Annotated in this window: 14 protein-coding genes; 3 read left to right on the plus strand and 11 right to left on the minus strand. The window is 69.4% G+C overall.

Annotated elements, in window-relative coordinates; genetic code table 11:
* The first annotated feature begins 55 nt into the window (after positions 1 to 55).
* Together ilvD and radC are read left to right on the plus strand one after the other, a co-directional pair.
* Positions 56 to 1,909 (plus strand): dihydroxy-acid dehydratase, encoded by a 1,854-nt coding sequence (ilvD, locus tag D106_RS0104995; protein WP_018879378.1) that lies wholly within the window; start codon positions 56 to 58, stop codon positions 1,907 to 1,909.
* Between the two features lie 85 nt (positions 1,910 to 1,994).
* On the plus strand, positions 1,995 to 2,666 hold the full coding sequence (gene radC / locus D106_RS0105000) for a DNA repair protein RadC (protein WP_018865901.1): 672 nt from the start codon (positions 1,995 to 1,997) through the stop codon (positions 2,664 to 2,666).
* Positions 2,667 to 2,693: 27 nt separating this feature from the next.
* Here the strand turns inward: radC and D106_RS0105005 are convergent, their stop codons facing one another.
* The 5 genes from D106_RS0105005 to D106_RS0105025 all read right to left on the minus strand — a co-directional run bounded on the left by D106_RS0105005 (position 2,694) and on the right by D106_RS0105025 (position 6,819).
* Complete coding sequence (locus tag D106_RS0105005; RefSeq protein WP_018879379.1) at positions 2,694 to 3,272, minus strand: glycine zipper domain-containing protein; 579 nt, start codon at positions 3,270 to 3,272, stop codon at positions 2,694 to 2,696.
* Between the two features lie 121 nt (positions 3,273 to 3,393).
* Complete coding sequence (gene bioF, locus D106_RS0105010; RefSeq protein ID WP_018879380.1) at positions 3,394 to 4,575, minus strand: 8-amino-7-oxononanoate synthase; 1,182 nt, start codon at positions 4,573 to 4,575, stop codon at positions 3,394 to 3,396.
* A 28-nt stretch (positions 4,576 to 4,603) separates the two neighbouring features.
* On the minus strand, positions 4,604 to 5,356 hold the full coding sequence (locus tag D106_RS0105015) for a methyltransferase domain-containing protein (RefSeq protein WP_018879381.1): 753 nt from the start codon (positions 5,354 to 5,356) through the stop codon (positions 4,604 to 4,606).
* A 12-nt stretch (positions 5,357 to 5,368) separates the two neighbouring features.
* Positions 5,369 to 6,364, minus strand: coding sequence for a biotin synthase BioB (gene bioB / locus D106_RS0105020; RefSeq protein ID WP_018879382.1), 996 nt, complete (start codon positions 6,362 to 6,364; stop codon positions 5,369 to 5,371).
* A complete protein-coding gene (locus tag D106_RS0105025) occupies positions 6,361 to 6,819 on the minus strand; it encodes a hypothetical protein (protein ID WP_026279170.1) in 459 nt (152 codons plus the stop codon). Before D106_RS0105025 ends, bioB begins: the two co-directional genes overlap by 4 nt.
* A 36-nt stretch (positions 6,820 to 6,855) precedes the next feature.
* Between D106_RS0105025 and D106_RS0105030 the strand changes: the two genes are divergently transcribed.
* On the plus strand, positions 6,856 to 7,626 hold the full coding sequence (locus D106_RS0105030; protein WP_369773047.1) for a ComF family protein: 771 nt from the start codon (positions 6,856 to 6,858) through the stop codon (positions 7,624 to 7,626).
* A 27-nt stretch (positions 7,627 to 7,653) separates the two neighbouring features.
* Here the strand turns inward: D106_RS0105030 and ubiA are convergent, their stop codons facing one another.
* The 6 genes from ubiA to D106_RS0105060 form a co-directional block, all read right to left on the minus strand.
* Positions 7,654 to 8,523, minus strand: coding sequence for a 4-hydroxybenzoate octaprenyltransferase (gene ubiA, locus D106_RS0105035; protein WP_018879384.1), 870 nt, complete (start codon positions 8,521 to 8,523; stop codon positions 7,654 to 7,656).
* Positions 8,524 to 8,873: 350 nt separating this feature from the next.
* Positions 8,874 to 9,440, minus strand: coding sequence for a peroxiredoxin (locus D106_RS0105040; RefSeq protein ID WP_026280567.1), 567 nt, complete (start codon positions 9,438 to 9,440; stop codon positions 8,874 to 8,876).
* The gene (gene dsbD, locus D106_RS0105045) at positions 9,437 to 11,767 is read right to left on the minus strand and encodes a protein-disulfide reductase DsbD (RefSeq protein ID WP_018879385.1); all 2,331 of its coding nucleotides are present in this window, start codon (positions 11,765 to 11,767) and stop codon (positions 9,437 to 9,439) included. The genes D106_RS0105040 and dsbD overlap by 4 nt, the downstream gene beginning before the upstream one ends.
* Entirely contained in the window at positions 11,755 to 12,096 is a 342-nt protein-coding gene (gene cutA, locus D106_RS0105050) for a divalent-cation tolerance protein CutA (protein WP_018865891.1), read from the minus strand. The genes dsbD and cutA overlap by 13 nt, the downstream gene beginning before the upstream one ends.
* Before the next feature lie 3 nt (positions 12,097 to 12,099).
* The gene (locus D106_RS0105055; RefSeq protein WP_018865890.1) at positions 12,100 to 12,897 is read right to left on the minus strand and encodes an efflux RND transporter periplasmic adaptor subunit; all 798 of its coding nucleotides are present in this window, start codon (positions 12,895 to 12,897) and stop codon (positions 12,100 to 12,102) included.
* A gap of 38 nt (positions 12,898 to 12,935) precedes the next feature.
* Positions 12,936 to 14,312: a TolC family protein gene (locus tag D106_RS0105060; protein WP_018865889.1), complete on the minus strand. Its 1,377-nt coding sequence runs from the start codon at positions 14,310 to 14,312 to the stop codon at positions 12,936 to 12,938.
* Positions 14,313 to 14,345: the final 33 nt, after the last annotated feature.

A 14,345-nucleotide genomic window follows, 5' to 3' on the forward strand; every position in this document is an offset into this window, starting at 1 on the left:
GTACGACTCATTATGTACGATTCCGCTTCTGCGTAAACGTTCACGAGACCCGACCATGCCCGCCTATCGCTCCCGCACCACCACCCACGGCCGCAACATGGCCGGCGCCCGCGCCCTGTGGCGCGCCACCGGCATGAAGGATGGTGACTTCGGCAAGCCGATCATCGCCATTGCCAACTCCTTCACCCAGTTCGTGCCCGGGCACGTGCACCTGAAGGATCTGGGGCAGCTGGTCGCCGGCGAGGTGGAGAAGGCCGGTGGTGTGGCCAAGGAGTTCAACACCATTGCGGTGGATGACGGCATCGCGATGGGTCACGGCGGGATGCTCTATTCGCTGCCCTCGCGCGAGATCATCGCCGACTCGGTCGAGTACATGGTCAATGCCCACTGCGCCGACGCGCTGGTGTGCATCTCCAACTGCGACAAGATCACCCCCGGGATGCTGATGGCCGCGATGCGCCTGAACATCCCGGTGGTGTTCGTCTCCGGCGGCCCGATGGAGGCCGGCAAGGTGCAGGCGCCGGGTAGCGACAAGGTCATCCATCTGGACCTGGTGGACGCGATGGTCAAGGCCGCCGACTCCAGCGCCAGCGACGAGGAGGTGGAGTCCATCGAGCGCTCCGCCTGCCCGACCTGCGGCTCCTGCTCCGGCATGTTCACCGCCAACTCGATGAACTGCCTGACCGAGGCCCTGGGCCTGTCGCTGCCGGGCAACGGCTCGTTGCTGGCCACCCACGCCGGGCGCAAGTCGCTGTTCGAACAGGCCGGCCGGCGCGTGGTCGAGCTTGCGAAGCGCTATTACGAGCAGGACGACGCATCCGTGCTGCCGCGTTCGATCGCCACCTTCGAGGCCTTCGAGAACGCGATGAGCCTGGACATCGCGATGGGCGGCTCCACCAACACCGTGCTGCACCTGCTGGCGGCCGCGCGCGAGGGCGAGGTCGACTTCACCATGGCCGACATCGACCGCCTTTCGCGCAAGGTCCCGAACCTGTGCAAGGTGGCCCCGGCCACCCAGCTCTACCACATGGAGGACGTGCATCGCGCCGGTGGCGTGGTCGGCATCCTCGCCGAGCTGGATCGTGGCGGGCTGATCCACCGCGACATCCCGACGGTCCACGCCGACACCATGGGCCAGGCCCTGGAACAGTGGGACGTGATGCGCCACGCCGCCGAATCCGAGACCCTGTACAAGGCGGCGCCGGGCGGCGTGCCCACCCAGGTCGCGTTCAGCCAGGACAAGACCTGGGACAGCCTGGATATCGACCGCGAGAACGGCTGTATCCGCGACATCGAACACGCCTACTCGCAGGACGGCGGCCTGGCCGTGCTCTACGGCAACATGGCCCCGGACGGCTGCATCGTGAAGACCGCGGGGGTCGACGAGAGCATCCTGAAATTCTCGGGTCCCGCGCGGGTGTTCGAGAGCCAGGACGCGGCCGTCGAGGCGATTCTCGGCGACCGCATCCAGGCGGGTGACGTCGTGATCATCCGCTACGAGGGCCCGAAGGGCGGCCCCGGCATGCAGGAGATGCTCTACCCGACCTCGTATCTGAAGTCCAAGGGGCTGGGCAAGGAATGCGCGCTGATCACCGACGGGCGCTTCTCCGGCGGCACCTCCGGGCTGTCCATCGGCCACGTCTCCCCGGAGGCCGCGCAGGGCGGCGCGATCGGCCTGATCGAGGAAGGCGACACCATCGAGATCGACATCCCCGGGCGCGAGATCCGCATCGACGTCGACGACGCCACCCTGGCGGCCCGGCGCGAGGCGATGGAGGCCCGCGGCGCGAAGGCCTGGAAGCCCGAGTCGCGGACCCGTCCGGTCACCCAGGCCCTGCGCGCCTACGCCCTGATGACGACCTCCGCCGCCTTCGGCGCGGTGCGCGACATCTCCCGCTTCGAGGACTGACCGAGGGCAACAGGCGGGCTTGCAGGATGTCTTGAGCGGCGCCCTGGACCGAAAAACCAAACGACCGAACCACAGGGAGGTGGGGATGGCGATTACCGACTGGCCCGCGGCCGAACGCCCGCGGGAGAAGCTGATCGAGCGCGGCGCGGCCGCGCTTTCCGATGCGGAGCTGCTGGCGATCTTTCTGCGCACCGGCGTGGCCGGCAAGAGCGCGGTCGATGTCGCCCGCGATTTGCTTAACCGTTTCGGCGGGCTGCGGCCGCTGCTGCAGGCCGATCAGGCGGGGTTCTGCGCGGCGCCGGGGCTGGGCGATGCCAAGTACGCCCAGCTCCAGGCGGTACTCGAGATGGGGCGGCGGCACCTGGCCGCCGACCTGGAGCGTGGCGATGCACTGACCTCGCCAACCGCGACCCGCCAGTTCCTCGCGGCGCGCCTGCGCGACTATCCCTTCGAGGTCTTTGCGGTCCTGTTCCTGGACAACCGCCATCGGGTGATCGCCTTCGAGGAGCTCTTTCGCGGCACCATCGACGGCGCCTCCGTACACCCGCGCGAGGTGGTGCGGCGTGCCCTGCGGCACAACGCGGCGGCGGTGATCCTGGCGCACAACCACCCCTCGGGCGTGGCCGAGCCGTCGCGCTCGGATGTCGCCATCACCCGCCGCCTGGCCGATGCCCTTGGGCTCGTGGACGTCCGGGTCCTCGATCATCTGATCGTCGCCGACGAGAGCGTGTCCCTGGCCGAGCGCGGCGAGTTGTAGCGCCTTGTCCCTGGCGGGCCCCGCCGGTCAGCCGCGGATCTCCCAGTGCCCGGGCTCCGACGGACAGGCGGTGCCGGTGTGACGCTGGCCGTCAATGGTCATCTCGAAGTCGCGGCAGCCACTGTCGCGGTTGCGGCGCGGGGTCAGCTGTACCGGCTGGTCATGGGCATTGCGCCAGTGCACGGTCTGGCCGGTCTCGGCCAGTTCCAGGGCGTGTCCCATGCAGGCCTGGTCGTTGCGATCCATCTGGCGGCCGATCATGCCGCCCAGCACCGCGCCCCCGGCCGCGCCGATCAGGATCGCGACCGGGTCGCCATCGCCGACCCGATGGCCGATCACGGCCCCCGCGCCGCCACCGATGGCGGCCCCGATCGCGTCGCGGTTGCAGCGCCCGTCCATCACGCCGTAATCCCGCTCCCAGCGTTCATAACTGTGACCGTGGTAGCCGTGATAGCCCGAGTCGTTCTGCGCGCGCCAGCCGTGGGCCGGTGCCCAGGGCGGTGGCGAGGCCAGGGTATCGGCGGCAAATCCGAACAGCAGTGCGGCGGCCAGTACCTTCAGGTGCGCGGGCAGGCCGCGACGGGATTGGGTGCGTTTCCGTGCCATGGTCCGTCTCCTTTTGATCGGATACGGGCCCAGCTTGGCGTTGTTTCGCTGAACGGTTGTTTAACGTGGCGGGGTGTTTTGCGGAAGCGTGAACGGCTGCGTGTCGGGACTGTGCGCGGTTTCACGTGGTGGTGGCGGCGAGCGCGTGCTCCAGCGCCCGTAGCAGCGTATCCACTTGAGACTCGGTGTGGCTGGCGGACAGCGTGATGCGCAGCCGCGCCTGGCCCTCGGGGACCGTCGGTGGACGGATAGCCGGCACCAGGAAGCCGGCGGCCAGCAGCCTCTCGGCCACGGCACTGGCGCGGCGGGCGTCGCCGATGTGGACCGGCTGGATCGGGGTCAGGGGTGGAGGGTGCTGCAGGCCGAGCCGGTCCAGGCCCGCTCCCAGTCGCTGCAGCAGGTCCTGCAGGTGCGCACGGCGATCCTCGGCGGCCTCGGCGATGCGCACGGAGGTCAGCGTGGCGGCGGCCAGGGCGGCAGGCATCGCGGTGGTGTAGATGTAGGGGCGCGCGGTCTGGATCAAGGCCTCGATCAGGGCCTCGGAGCCGGCGACGAAGGCCCCGGCGGTGCCGAAGCCCTTGCCCAGCGTGCCCATCAGGATCGGGACGTCGTCCGCGCCGAGGCCGTGGTGCTGGCAGCTGCCGCCGCCGGTCGTGCCCAGCACCGACAGGCCGTGGGCATCATCCACCATCAGCCAGGCATCGAACTCGCGTGCCAGCGAGGCCAGTTCCGGCAGCGGGGCGATGTCGCCGTCCATGGAGAACACCCCGTCGGTCACGATCAGACGGTGACCACGATCGGGGGCCTGCTCCAGACGTTCGCGCAGATGCCCGGGATCGGCATGGCGATAGCGCTGGCTGCGCGCGCCGGCCAGGCGCACGGCGTCGATTAGCGAGGCATGGTTCCAGCGGTCCTCGAACACCGTGTCTCGGCGGCCGGCCAGCGTCTGTACCAGCGCCAGGTTAGCCATGTAGCCGGTGGAGAACAGCAGCGCGCGCTCACGGCTGGTAAAGCGCGCCAGCGCCTGCTCCAGTTCCACATGGGCGCGGGTGTGGCCGTTGATCAGATGGGCCGCGCCGGCCCCGACCCCGTAGCGGTCGAGGGCCTCGCGGGCGGCGGCGGTGACGGCCGGATCGGCCGCCAGGCCCAGGTAGTCGTTGGAGCAGAAGGCGACGACTGGCTGGCCGTCGATGACCTGTTCCGGCTGCTGCGGACCGTCCAGCGTGCGCAGCCGGCGCCAGCGACCGTCCGTGCGCACGCGGTCGAGACGGGCCTGCAGGAAGGCCTGCAGCGACTCGCTCATGGTGAATGGCTCATGGTGAGTCGCTCACTCACGGCCGCAGCCCGGCACGCAGGAAGATCGGCCAGTGCACGCGGGCGGTGATGTCCGCGTTCGGCCACAGTGCGTGCAGGGCTGGCTCCAGTGCGGCCAGCGGATCCTGGCCGGCGGCCTGTGCGCGGCGGATGGCGGACCAGGTGCCGAGATAGCCGAGCAGGGTGTCGCGGTCCCACTCGCGGTCGATACGGAACTCGGGCGTCTCGATCTCCGGCCAGGGGAAGGGCAGGTCGCGGTAGTGGCTGCGGATGTGGCTGCGCTCCTCCGGCCACCAGGGCGCCAGGGTGGTGTCGTGGAAGTCGGTCAGCAGGCGATCCAGCGCCGGGTCCTCGGCGCGCAGGATGCCGTAGCCCCAGATCGCCAGCAGGCCGCCCGGGCGCAGGACGCGCGCGACCTCGTCATGGAACTCGGTGTGGCGGAACCAGTGCGCGGCCTGGGCGACACAGGCGAGATCTATCGAGGCGTCGGCCAGCGCGCAGGCCTCGGCGGCGCAGGCGATGCGGTCGATGCCGGTGGTCGCCGGCAGGGCGGCCAGCAGGGCCGGGGCGGCATCCGTCGCCACGACCTGCGGGAAGTGCGGCTGCAGGCCCTGCGCGGCCTGGCCGTTGCCGCTGGCGCAGTCCCAGGCCCGTTCGTGGCGCGGGGTGTGCGCGGCCAGCCAGTCAAACAGCTCGGCGGGGTAGTCCGGGCGGTGGCGGGCATACGCCGCCGCCACCGCCGAGAAATGATCGGGAAAGTCGCCCGCCACCGGCCGCTTGGCTCAGGCCGATGCGGAGGCGGGCCGGTCCGATTCCGCAGGGGCCTCTGGTCCGGTCTCCGGGCGCAGGCCCAGGCGTTCGAACAGCGCGAGGTCGTGGTTCTCGCCGGGGTTCGGCGTGGTCAGCAGGGTGTCGCCGTAGAACAGCGAGTTGGCGCCGGCCAGGAAGCACAGGGCCTGCATCTCGTCGGACATCTCGGTGCGCCCGGCGGAGAGGCGCACGTAGGAGGCCGGCATCAGGATGCGGGTCGCGGCGATGGTGCGCACGAACTCCAGCGGGTCGAGGTCCTCGATCCCGTGCAGCGGCGTGCCCTCGACCTGGATCAGCTGGTTGATCGGGACCGATTCCGGGTGCTTCGGCAGGTTGGCCATCTGCTGCAGCAGGCGCGCGCGGTCGCGCCGCGACTCGCCCATGCCGAGGATGCCGCCGCAGCAGACGTTCATGCCGGCCTCGCGCACGTGCTCCAGGGTCTCCAGGCGGTCCTCGTAGGTGCGCGTGGAGATGATGTGGCCGTAGAACTCCGGCGAGGTGTCGAGGTTGTGGTTGTAGTAGTCCAGCCCCGCCTCGGACAGGCGCTTCGCCTGTTCGGCCTTCAGCATGCCGAGGGTCATGCAGGTCTCCAGCCCCTCGTCCTTGACGGCGCGTACCATCTCGATCACGCGCTCCAGGTTCTTGTCGGTGGGGTTGCGCCAGGCCGCGCCCATGCAGAAGCGGGTCGCGCCCTGGGCGCGGGCGTTGCGCGCGGCCTCGAGCACTTCCTCCAGCGGCAGCAGGCGCTCGCGCTCCAGTTCCACGTCATGGTGCGCGCTCTGCGGGCAGTAGGCGCAGTCCTCCGGGCAGGCCCCGGTCTTGATCGACAGCAGCGTGCTCACCTGCACCGCGTTCGGGTCGAAGTGCTCGCGGTGCACCGTCTGTGCACGGAAGATCAGGTCGTTCAGCGGCAGGTCGAGCAGGGCCTCGACCTCGTTGGTATTCCAGTCGTGGCGGGGCGTGCTCATAGGTGGTGGTCCTCGTCGGATTCGGCGGGGATCTCGACATCCGCCCAGGGCTCGCGGTAGATGGTGAACAGCGCGTAGATCGTCCAGGGCAGCAGGATGGCCGCGGCGATCGCCCAGTAGGCGCGGTAGTAGTCGAGATCCGGCGGGAAGAAGGTGGCGACCACGATCAGCGCGCCCATCAGGGCGTAGTAGCGGTACGCGGCCCACTGGGTGTGATGGCCGACGCGCGGATCGGGGTGGTGCTTGTTCAGGGCGTAGACCAGCATGGAGCCGCCGAACCACAGGACCAGCGGGACGATCCCCATGATCGCGGCGATGATGAAACCGACCCCGACGCCCTCGCTGCTGACCACGAACAGCGGGATGCCGGCGATCGACACGCTGATCAGGTTGCCGATGTCGAACATCGACGCGGCGCGCCGAGAGCTGCGCCCGGAGACGGTCCTGGTGGCCATGGTCTACCCTGCATGCAAAACGCAGAGCATACCATCATGCCCCTGACCCCTTCATCGCAACCGGGCCCTGTGCATGCCGTGGCCGCGCGCTGGACGGCCTGGTCCGCTGTCTGCGCCGAGTGGCTAGCGGACGCCCTGTACCCGTCCCATTGCGGCCTGTGCCTAACGCCCGGACCGGCGGTTTGCACGGGCTGCCGGGGCGATCTGCCACCACTGGAGCGCCCGTGTCCCACCTGTGCGCTCCCCTTGCCGACGGCCGGGGTGTGCCCGGCCTGCGTGCGCCAGCCCCCGGCGCTGGACGCGCTGCACGCCGGATGGGCCTATGCCTGGCCGCTGGACCAGTTGATCCTCGTCTACAAGCATGGCGGCAACGTTCGCGCCGAGCGGGCCCTGGCGGCGCTGGCGGGCCATGTCGCCCGGGTGGCCTTTGACGGTGAGGGCCAGGGGGGGCGGTCCTCGCCCGATACGGTGCTGCCGGTGCCGCTGCACGGGCGGCGGCTGCGCGAGCGCGGTTTCAATCAGTCGGATGTCCTGGCCCGGCGCGTGGCGGCGGAATTGGGGGCGGCGCTGGAGACCCGGGCGTTGCGGCGCATTCGGGCCACCGCGTCGCAACAGGCGCTGGGCCGCAAGGCCCGCCGGAGCAATGTGAAGGGGGCCTTTGCCTGGCGCGGCGAGGATCTCGCGGGGCGGCATGTGCTGCTGGTGGATGATGTGGCCACCACCGGGGCGACGCTGTCGGCGCTGGCCGACGTGCTGCGGCGGGCGGGTGCCGAGCGGGTGGAGGGGCTGGTACTGGCGCGTGCCTGAGTCGCCCCGGGGGCGCGTGGGGGCGGGTCAGGCGCCGAGGTGATGGTCGGCGATCATCGCCAGCAGGACCACGGCGCCCAGGTAGTGGTTGTTCTTGAAGGCGCGCAGGCAGTCGGCGGGCTCGCGCTCGAAGATCAGGAACTGCTGGTAGAACATCAGCATCGCGACGATCACCAGGCCGGCCGTGTAGTAGCCCCCGAACCCGGCGTGCTGGCCGACCAGGTAGAGCCCGTACCAGACCAGGACCTGCAGCCCGGCGGTGATCAGGCGGTCCAGCTCGCCGAAGGCGATCGCGGTGGACTTCAAGCCGATCTTCAGATCGTCCTCGCGATCCACCATGCCGTAGAAGGTGTCGTACACCACGGTCCAGGCCAGAACCGTCACGAACAGCAGCCAGGCGACGGGCGGTGGATGCTCGCCGGTGACCGCGGTGAAGGCCATTGGCACGGCCCAGGCAAAGGCCGCGCCCAGATGGACCTGCGGGAAGTGGTGGAAGCGCTTGGAGAACGGATAGGTGCCGGCCAGCGCAACGGCCACCAGGGAATACAGGATGGTCAGCACATTGGTGAACAGCACCAGCACGAAGGCGACCACGCTGAGCGCCACGAAGGTGCCCAGGGCCTCGCGCGGGGTGATCGTGCCGATCGCCAGCGGACGGTCGCGGGTACGGGCCACGTGGGCGTCGAAGTCACGGTCGGCGTAGTCGTTGATCGCGCAGCCGGCCGAGCGCATCAGGACCACGCCGGCGGTGAAGATGAAGATCAGATAGGCGGGCGGCCAGCCGTCGGCCGCTACCCACAGGGCCCAGAAGGTGGGCCACAGTAGCAGATAGATGCCCACCGGGCGATCCAGTCGGATCAGGCGGGCGAGTTCCCACAGGCGTTCGCGCTCGGTCATGGCGGCTTAGGGAGACACTGATTGGATTGCACGCTCGCGCTCGAGTCGCTTTTGCGTGCGAACAAGGCACGGTGACTGCCGTGCAGTCATTCTGCACAAGGGAACCGTAACGCCGTTCCCACGCAAAAGCGGCCGAGCCCCTTCGTGAAATAAATTGTGGGGGTGGCACCCCCTGTTCCCCGATCCTGCGTTGCGGCCCTTGCCGGTAGAACCACTACCGGCTGCGCACCGCGCCTTGTCTCGAGAAACAGGGGGTACCAACGCGAGCGTGCAATCCAATCAGTGTCTCCCTAACTTACCAGCCTTGTGGCGCAAGGGCGCCGGGCGCGCCACTCCGGCACTTGGGGATGCTACAGGTGCGCCTCCAGCCACCCGTCCAGGTCTTCCGGTTCCACCTCGCCGCGATGGGTGTCGAGGATGGTGCCATCGCGGGCGATCAGCACGGTGTAGGGCAGGGCGCCAATGCGGTTGCCGTATTCGCGGCCCACGGCGACCGCCTCGTCCTGACCGATCAGGACCGGGAATTCGATCCCGAAGTCGTCCACGAAGTGCTGGGTGGCTGTCTGTTCGTCCACCGCCACCGCGACGATGGTGAAGCCGTCGTCCCGGTGCGCCTCGTAGGTGTCCTGGAACAGCGGCATTTCCTTCTTGCAGGGCGGACACCAGGTGGCCCAGAAGTTCAGCACGATCAGGTCGCCGTCCCATTCGCTGAGCTGGCGTTCGTCCCCCGCGAGATCGGGCAGGGTGAAGTCGATGCGCTGGTTACCCGAGGCCTCCTCGGCTGCGACCTCGGGGGCCGCGTCGGTGGTGGCGCCAGCGGTATCCATCTCCGGTTCCGGATCGCCGCAGGCGGCCAGCATGAAGGCGCCGGCCGTAGCGACTGCCAGCCCGGCGAGCGCGTGCGTGTGATGCCTCATGGTGTCACCCCGATGGCGCTTTCCACATGCGCCAGGAAACGGTCGGCATTCAGGTACCCGACGTTGCGGTAGTTGCGCAGTTCATTGCCGTCAGCGTCCCAGAAGATCATGGCCGGGGGCCCGAACAGGTTGAACTCGCGCATCAGGTTGCGGTGCTCCGAGGTGTTGTCGGTGACATCGGCCTTGAGCAGGTGCACGTCCGCCATCGCGTTGATGACGCGCTGGTCCTGGAAGGTGGTGCGGTCCAGGCGCACGCAGTCCACGCACCAGTCGGCGTAGAAGTCCAGGAACACCGGCTGGTTATTGCCCTGTGCCTGCTCCAGCTCGCGTTCGAGGTCTTCGAGGCTGTCGATGTAGGTGAACTGCATCTCGGTCGGCCCGGCCTGTTCGCCGCTGGCGGTCACCGCAGGCTGGTTGAGCGTGGCCAGTGGGCGGAAGACGTCCTTGCCGCCGGTGGCCGCGCCCAGCATCAGCAGCACGCCGTAGATCAGGAGCACCACGCCCAGGCCCTTCCACAGGGTGTGCCAGCCGGAGGTGCCCTCCGGCAGGGTCTTGAGTGCACCCATGTAGACCGCGGTCACGATCAGCAGGATGGCCCACAGGAACATCGCGATCTCGCCCGGGATGACCCGTTCGAGCAGCCAGATGCCAATGGCCAGCAGACCGATCCCGAAGGCCGCTTTGATGGTGTCCATCCACGGGCCGGCCTTCGGCAACAGGCGTCCGGCGGAGGTGCCGATGGCCAGCAGCGGGGCCCCCATGCCCATGCTCAGCGCGAACAGGGCGATACCGCCCAGCACCGCGTCGCCGGTGTGGCTGATGTAGAGCAGAGCACCGATCAGCGGCGCGGTCACGCAGGGGCCGACGATCAGGGCGGAGAGGAAGCCCATGATGCCGGCGCCGACGTAGGTGCCGCCTTCCTGTTTGTTGCTGATCTGCGACAGCTTGCTCTGCACCCCGGCCGGCATCTGCAGGTCGTAGAAGCCGAACATCGACATCGCCAGCGCGATGAAGATGGCAACAAAGGTGCCGATGATCCACGGGTTCTGGAACGCGGCCTGCAGGTTGGCACCTGCCAGACCCGCGAACACCCCGGCCACGGTGTAGGTCACCGCCATGGCCAGCACGAACACCAGCGAGATCAGGAACGCCTTGCGGGTGGTCAGGTTCTTCTGCCCGATGATGATGTTCGACAGGATCGGGATCATCGGGAACACGCAGGGGGTGAACGTCAGCAGCAGCCCGAAGCCGAAGAACGCCAGCGCCACCAGCCAGATCTGGCCGTCGGCCAGCTGGGCCGCGATGCGGTCCTGCTGGGTGACGGGCGCGGCGGCCTCGTCGTCCTCACGCGGCTCGTCGCCGGTCTCCGGCAGGGCATCGGTGTCGGCCTCGGCGGCCAGGTCGGAGGCGAAGGTGACCGACACCTCCTGGGTCAGCGGCGGGTAGCACACGCCGGCGTCGGCGCAGCCCTGGTAATCGATCGCCAGGGTGATGTCGGCGACGTCGTCCGCGTCACGCAGCACCGGGACGAGGATCTCGACCTGGTCGCGAAACACCTGGCTCTCGCCGAAGAATTCGTCTTCCTGCAGCTCGCCGTCCGGCGGGTTGACCGGGCCCAGTTCGATGCCGTCGCCCTCGGCGATGCGCACATCCAGCTGTTCGCGGTAGAGGTAGTAGCCCTCGGCGATATCGAAGCGCAGGATCACCGCGTTCTGGCTGATGGCCTCCAGCGATGCGGCGAAGGCCTTTTCCGGTTCCAGCAGGTCATCGGCGGCGCCCAGATCACCGGACAGTTCGCCAAGGTCGCCCAGCGCGCTGCGTTCCTCCGCGGGCTCGTCGCGGGGTTCTTCGTCCGCGTCGGCCTCGCCGTTCCCGCCCGGCAGGCCGGGCAGCTCGATGGAGACGGTCTGGAAATGCGGCGGATAGCACACGCCGAGATCCGCGCAGCCCTGCGAGCGCGCGGTCAGTTCGATGGTTGTGCTCTCGGCCGCCACGATCGGCAGCTCGACCTGCACCTGGCCACGATAGGTCTCGACCCGGCCGAAGAACTCGTCTTCCTTGACCTCGCCGTCCGGGATCCGGGCTTCGCCCAGTTCGAGTCCGTCGCTCTCCGGCGTGAACTCGAATTGCTCGCGGTACATGTAGTACTCGTCCGCGATGTCCCAGGTGAGGCGCACAGTGTCGGCTTCGATCGCCTCGGCACTGAGGGCAAAGGCGTCGTCCGGGTCCAGCAGGTCGTCCTCGAAGACGGCCTGGGCCAGGGCGGGCAGCAGCGTCAGGGCGAGGAGCAGGCTCGCCAGCCAGGTGCGCGGGTTCAGGAGGTGCATTGTGTAATCCAGTCCAGGTAATCGGGCAGCCCGTGTTCGATCGGCAGGGCGATGATCTCGGGTGTCTCGTAGGGGTGTTGGTCCGCCAGGCGCGTCTGGAGTTCGTCCAGACGTGCGGGCGAGGTCTTGATCAGTAGAGTGACTTCCGCGTCGCTCTCGATATTCCCTTTCCACAGGTAGACCGAGCGTCCGGGCGGCAGGATGTGCACGCAGGCCGCCAGGCCCTGTTCCACCAGGGTGCCGGCCAGGGTCTCGGCCGCGGCCGTGTCATCCAGGGTGGTGATCACCAGCCAGGCGCGGGCTTCGGTGGCTTGCCGGGTGGTACTCATGGTTCAGGAATCCCGTTCGATGCGCGCCGTCTGGCCCGGCCGCAGCGGCACACCGTCCGCCGGGGAGAACTCGACCTCGACGCGGTAGCCGCGTTCGGGCTCCTCGCCGGTCGGCTCCCAGCCCACACGCGCGATGGTGCCGGGCAGGCGCTGGTCGCCGACTACGACCGTAACCTCGGTCCCGGGTTCCAGGGTCGTGGCCGTGTCGGCCGGGACGGTCGCCGTGGCACGCATCGGGTCGGTGGTGCCGAGGATCGCGAGCACCGGCGGCAGCAGGGCCGGGTTCACGTACTGGCCGGGGTTGGCCTCGACGCGCACCAGGCGCCCGCTGGCCGGGGCGCGGATGGTGGCGTCGTCAAGATCGGCGCGGATGCGGTCACGCTGGGCGCGGGCCTCGGCCAGGCGCGCGGCGACCGTCGCGTAGTCGATGCGGGCCAGTTCCAGCTCGCGCGCGGCGATCAGGGTCTGGTCGTAGAGGTCCTCGGCCTTGTCGCGTTCGCGTTCGGCCTCGTCCAGTTCCATCTGCAGGCGCTCCAGCGTGGCCCGGGCGGCCCGCAGGTCGGCATCGGTGCGTCGAGTGTCCAGGCGGAACAGCACGGCATCGGCTTCGACCTGATCGCCGGCGCGGGCCTCGATCGACTCGATGCGGCCGGCAACCGGGGCGGTGATGCGGTAGCGCTCGCCCCAGTCGAGCTGGGCCGCGAAGCCGTCCTCGGCCAGCAAGGGCGCAGGGGTGACGGCGAGCAGGGCCAGCAGGCTGGCCGTGGTCAGCAGGGATGGGCTCGTGAATACGCGGGACATGGGCAGTTCTCCCGTCCGGTCGCCAGTGGGCCGGCGGCTCAAGGGGTTTCCTGGGTGGCGCGGAACGGGCTCAACTCGTCACGGCCGCTTAGCAGGGCCAGGCGCTCGTAGGCCAGGGCCAGTTGGTATTCGGTGCTGGCATTGAAATGCGCCGCGGCGCTTTGCTGCACCATCGAGTCGCCCAGATCGGCCTGGTCTTCGATGTCGTAGAGGTAGCGCGCGCGGTCGATGTAGAGCTCGCGGTAGTCCATGCGCCAGGCGGCCTCGTCGCGCTGGGTGCGCAGGGCGCGGATCTCGTCGTGCAGTTCGCGCAGGCGGTTGCGGGCCTCGATGCGTGCCTGGCCCAGTTCGGCCTCGGCGCGGTGACGGGCGGCGACGGCCTGGCCGACGCGGCTGTCGTGGCGACGGCCTTCGTACAGCGGGATCTCCAGCACCAGGCCGGCGGCGAACGGGTTGCGGTCTCCGCCGCCGAGGTCGCGGTTCCACCAGCCGGATTCGGCCTCCGCATATAGGCGCGGACGGCGCTGGGCGCGCGAGGCGGCCACCTCGCGGCTGGCGGCCTCGACCTGGCGGCGTTCGGCCAGCAGGCGCGGGCTGGTGTTGTCGAGCTCGGCCAGCAGGGTGTCCAGATCCGGCAGTTCCGGCAGGTCCAGCGGCAGCATGGGAGCGAGCACGGTGCGCACACGCCGGTCCGGGCGGTTCAGGGCCTCGGCCAGGGCGGCGCGGGTGCGGGCCTGGTTCTGCAGGGCGCGGGTGCGCTGAACGCGCAGGGTCTGATATTCGGATTCAAGGCGAAAGACCTCGATATCCGACACCTGACCGCGCTGGTTGCGCTCCTCGGCGCGTTCCTTGGAGACGTAGGCCGCGGCCATTGCCTCGGTGTCGCGGGCAAAGGCCAGATCGGCCAGCAGCACATCGAAGTAGCGCTCGAGGACGTGGATGCGGTGGCGGGCGTGGGCCAGTTCCTCGTGCTGGCGGGCGGCAACCAGACGCTGCTCGCTGGCCGATTCGCGCGCGTGGGACTGGCCGAAGTCGCTCAGCAGCTTGCGCGCCACGATGGCGGCGCGTGAGTCGTTGCGGCTGCGGTCCTCGATCTGGTCGTTGGGTTCGATCCAGCGGGCCTCGAGCCGGGCGTTTACGCTGACGTCGCGTTCGGCACGGGTCGCTTCCAGCTCCGCGCGGGCCTGCTCGCGTTCGGCGCGTGCTGCGCGCACCCGTGGGTGCAGGGCGTCGACGCGTTCCAGTGCGTCACCGACCCGCATGGGGTTGGGCAAGGGCCCGGCATCGGCCGCGCCGACGCTGTCCTGTGCCATTACCGCTCCGGCCAGCGGCCACAGGAGCAGGCCGGCCAGCAGCAGGCGGGCCAGTCGGCGCCGGTGGTGGGGGCCGGACGAGCGGGGGTGCATCGGCGACATCAGGCGTCGATCCTCGCGGGTTGAGCGGATGGG

The sequence above is a fragment of the Thioalkalivibrio sp. ALE9 genome (assembly GCF_000377445.1).
Classification (GTDB): Bacteria; Pseudomonadota; Gammaproteobacteria; order Ectothiorhodospirales; family Ectothiorhodospiraceae; genus Thioalkalivibrio.